The sequence below is a fragment of the Phenylobacterium sp. genome (assembly GCF_020253645.1).
GTDB lineage: Bacteria > Pseudomonadota > Alphaproteobacteria > Caulobacterales > Caulobacteraceae > Phenylobacterium.
Genome location: NZ_JADCBG010000016.1, coordinates 1 through 3,438 on the forward strand (window position 1 = coordinate 1; position 3,438 = coordinate 3,438).

The 3,438-nt window shown below is 64.0% G+C and carries 4 protein-coding genes; 3 read left to right on the forward strand and 1 reads right to left on the reverse strand.

Annotated features, from left to right (window positions below):
• From INE98_RS00735 to INE98_RS00745, 3 genes are all read left to right on the forward strand, one after another.
• Window positions 1-973 (forward strand): DEAD/DEAH box helicase (locus INE98_RS00735; RefSeq protein ID WP_293535813.1); only part of this gene is annotated, 973 nt, incomplete at its 5' end.
• A 116-nt stretch (window positions 974-1,089) separates the two neighbouring features.
• Window positions 1,090-2,133, forward strand: coding sequence for a GGDEF domain-containing protein (locus INE98_RS00740; protein WP_293535815.1), 1,044 nt, complete (start codon window positions 1,090-1,092; stop codon window positions 2,131-2,133).
• A gap of 69 nt (window positions 2,134-2,202) precedes the next feature.
• On the forward strand, window positions 2,203-3,006 hold the full coding sequence (locus INE98_RS00745; protein WP_293535817.1) for an enoyl-CoA hydratase/isomerase: 804 nt from the start codon (window positions 2,203-2,205) through the stop codon (window positions 3,004-3,006).
• An 8-nt stretch (window positions 3,007-3,014) separates the two neighbouring features.
• Here the strand turns inward: INE98_RS00745 and INE98_RS00750 are convergent, their stop codons facing one another.
• On the reverse strand, window positions 3,015-3,416 hold the full coding sequence (locus INE98_RS00750) for an iron-sulfur cluster assembly accessory protein (RefSeq protein ID WP_293535819.1): 402 nt from the start codon (window positions 3,414-3,416) through the stop codon (window positions 3,015-3,017).
• Window positions 3,417-3,438 lie beyond the last annotated feature (22 nt).

A 3,438-nucleotide genomic window follows, 5' to 3' on the forward strand; every position in this document is an offset into this window, starting at 1 on the left:
GCCGCCGAAGAAGCAGACGCTGTTCTTCTCGGCGACCATGCCGCCGGAGATCACCCGCCTGACGAAGCAGTTCCTGAATGACCCCGTAAGGATCGAGGTCGCCCGTCCGGCCACTACGGCGGAAACCATCGCTCAGCACATTGTCAGGCTGCCGACCTCGGACCCCAAGGCCAAGCGCACCGCCCTTCGCATGCTGATCGAGGCCGAAGGCATCAAGAACGGCATCGTCTTCTGTAACCGGAAATCCGAGGTCGACATCCTCGCCAAGTCGCTCCGCACCCATGGGTTTGACGCGGCTGCAATCCACGGCGACCTCGACCAGCAAACCCGGATGCGCACCCTGGACGCCTTCCGGAGCGGCGATCTGAAACTGCTCTGCGCCTCGGACGTTGCTGCACGCGGCCTCGACATCCCCGATGTCAGCCACGTCTTCAACTATGACGTCCCGCATCATGCGGACGATTATGTCCACCGGATCGGAAGGACGGGGCGTGCGGGGCGGTCGGGCAGGACCTTCATGCTTGTCACCCCGGCTGACGCCAAGAACATCGACAAGGTCCTGAAGCTGATCGGCAAGGAACCCGAAGAGGTGGTTCTGGAAGGCGTAGACTTCGCCGCCATCAAGGACACGCCGCGCCCCGATCGCAAGTCATCTCGCGAAAGGTCCCCCGGTCGCGGACGTGCAAAGGATGGAAGGGCGCCCCGCGAGCCGCAGTCACCGTCCCCAATCGAAGTTCCAGAAGCCCGTTCCGAGACCCGGGCGATTGAAGCTCCGGCGGTCGGGGAGCGCGATCCGGAGGTCCCGGTCGCCCGGCCCGCCGCCCGGGACGTCCCCCGGAGCCGCCCGGAGCCCAGCCGGCCACGACGGCGAGAGGACCGCAGGGACGCCGAACCCCAGGAGAAGCCCGTATTGGGATTCGGGGCGGAACTACCGGCCTTCCTGACAAAACCCACAACCTCAGGTCGAAAATAGCGTCGCCGCGCCAAGCGGCTTGACTCACCCGGAGCGGGACCGGAAGAGATTTGCTCATGCTCAATGTAGTCGGGGTCGAGGCAAGGACCCCTGACTGCAGGATCGAAAGAGTGAGTATGGCGGAAAAGACGGACGCCAAGTTCAGGTCGCAGGGAGCCTATGCGCTTGCACGCCTTGCCGTGAAGCAGTTGGAGGAACAGCGTGTTTGGCCGACTCCCATCAACTACGAGTTGTGGTCGCAAGTGATTTCGGAGCCTAACGGGCCGCTCGCCCGGGAGGTGGACAGGTTGCGATCGTCCGGCGAGCCGATCACGGACGAATTGGTCGAGAGGCTCGCGACAACCTACCTGCCTCGCGGTCGGCTCAGCGAGCAGATCCGGGATACCGGACAGGCTCTCTCCCGCGAACTGGCGAGCGCGGAGCAAGCAATCCGCTCAGCCCAGGAGAGCAGCGAAAGCTTTTCAAGCCAGCTGGAATTGACGTCCCGCACCCTGGAGACAAGCCCTACCAGCTCGACCTTGAAGAGCGTCGTCGCAGACCTCTCAGACGCCACGCGGCGGATGCAGGAACAGAATGCGACGGTGGAAAAGGCGCTCGCAGCTTCCACGTCGGAAGTCGTGATGCTGAGGGAGCAACTTGAGGCGATCCGCAAGGAGGCCGCAACAGACCCCCTGACCCGCCTCGCAAACCGGAGAGCCTTTGACGAGGTCATGGAGAAGACCCGTACCGAGGCGATACGGACCGGAAGTTTCTTCTGCCTCGCCCTGCTCGACATCGACTACTTCAAGAAGTTCAACGACACCTGGGGTCATCAGACAGGCGACCAGGTGCTGCGGTACGTCGCAAGCGTCATCCGGAAGCGCTGCACTCCACCCCGGTTCGCCGCCAGATTCGGCGGTGAGGAGTTCGCCATCATTCTTCCGGGAGAACACCTCTTTGGAGCCATTTCAATGGTGGAGACCATCCTGAGGGATGTCTCCGCGGCGAAGATCAGACGCCGGTCCACCAACGACGATCTGGGGGTCATCACCCTGTCCGCAGGGATCGCCAGCTACCGTGTCGGCGATACTGTCCACGGCCTTATCGAAAGGGCTGACGCCAGTCTTTACGCTGCGAAGCGACGCGGCCGGAACAGGCTCGTGGTGGAAGGCGACGGCTGATCAATTCGTCTGGCCTGACGTAGGGTCAGCCGGGCTTTGCTGTGGCTGGAGACCGACCCGGAGGAACGCATGGCTTACGAGAAGATCAAGATTTCGCTGAATGACGGCGTAGCCGTCATCACCCTGGCTGATCCGGCGACCATGAACGCCGCAGGCCTTGACACCATGGCCGAGCTGCGAGCGGCCTTCGCGGCCTATGCGCGACCTGACTCCGGCGCCCGCTGCGTGATCCTGACCGGCGAAGGTCGCGGGTTCTGCTCCGGAGCCAACCTGTCGGGCGGTGGCTCTGCTCAATCCGCCAATCCTGACCCGGACGGGCCGGACTCCGGGTCGGCTCTGGAGACAGTCTACAACCCGTTCATGACCATGTTGAGGGAGTATCCGATCCCGGTTGTGACAGCGATCAACGGCGCGGCTGCAGGTGTCGGATGTTCTCTCGCCCTCATGGGCGACATCATCGTCGCGGGCGAAAGCGCCTACTTCCTTCAGGCCTTCCGCCGGATCGGGCTGGTTCCGGATGGCGGCTCGACCTACCTGCTCCCGCGTCTGATCGGCAAGGCCCGGGCCCTTGAAATGGCGCTTCTGGGAGAGAAGATACCCGCGAAAACGGCTCTGGAATGGGGTCTCGTGAACCGGGTGGTGCCAGACGACCAACTGATGCCCGCCGCCCAGGAAATCGCCCGCTCACTGGCTGACGGGCCCTGGGCGCTGGGGTCCATCCGCAAGCTGATCTGGGACAGCCTCGACAATGACTGGCTGCAGCAACTGCATGCGGAACGGGTGGCCCAGCGCGCAGCGGGCCGGACGTCCGACTTCCGCGAAGGCGTGATGGCCTTCCTTCAGAAGCGGGTGGCGGTGTTCAGCCGCAAGTAGGCCGGGACTCAGGCGTCTGGAGCTGCGGCGGGCTGGATCGTCACGCTTTCGCCGCAGCCACAGGCGTCGGTCTGGTTGGGATTGCGGAAGACGAACTTCGATGACAGGCGCGTCACCTCATAGTCGATCACCGTGCCCAGCAGGAAGAGAACCGCCGAGGGCTCCACCAGGACAGTGACGCCCTGGTCGTTGACCACTTCGTCCAGCGGACCGATGTCTGAGGCGTAGTCGAGCACGTACTCCTGCCCTGCACATCCGCCATTCTTCACACCCACCCTCAGACCCGCCAGCGGTGTCTCTGACCGGGCGATGATGTCGCGCACCCGCTCTGCGGCGGCGGGAGTGAGCGAGACCACCTGGGGGCGGGGTCGCCGGGGACGAGGCGTCGTTGAAAGGCTCTCAGGGGTCATGGGATCAATATGGGCTCAGAAC